Source organism: Escherichia sp. WS3063 (assembly GCF_046486595.1).
GTDB lineage: Bacteria > Pseudomonadota > Gammaproteobacteria > Enterobacterales > Enterobacteriaceae > Escherichia > Escherichia coli.
The window spans coordinates 1-588 of the sequence record NZ_JBJQKY010000087.1; the positions used below are offsets into that span (position 1 = coordinate 1).

At 56.1% G+C, this 588-nt stretch carries 1 rRNA gene; it reads left to right on the forward strand.

From position 1 onward, the window contains the following. Window positions 1-588 (forward strand): 23S ribosomal RNA (locus ACJHYW_RS25315); the annotation flags it as partial.

Here is a 588-nt window from a genome sequence, read left to right on the forward strand (position 1 = left end):
CGGGGTTGCGGACAGTGTCTGGTGGGTAGTTTGACTGGGGCGGTCTCCTCCTAAAGAGTAACGGAGGAGCACGAAGGTTGGCTAATCCTGGTCGGACATCAGGAGGTTAGTGCAATGGCATAAGCCAGCTTGACTGCGAGCGTGACGGCGCGAGCAGGTGCGAAAGCAGGTCATAGTGATCCGGTGGTTCTGAATGGAAGGGCCATCGCTCAACGGATAAAAGGTACTCCGGGGATAACAGGCTGATACCGCCCAAGAGTTCATATCGACGGCGGTGTTTGGCACCTCGATGTCGGCTCATCACATCCTGGGGCTGAAGTAGGTCCCAAGGGTATGGCTGTTCGCCATTTAAAGTGGTACGCGAGCTGGGTTTAGAACGTCGTGAGACAGTTCGGTCCCTATCTGCCGTGGGCGCTGGAGAACTGAGGGGGGCTGCTCCTAGTACGAGAGGACCGGAGTGGACGCATCACTGGTGTTCGGGTTGTCATGCCAATGGCACTGCCCGGTAGCTAAATGCGGAAGAGATAAGTGCTGAAAGCATCTAAGCACGAAACTTGCCCCGAGATGAGTTCTCCCTGACTCCTTGAG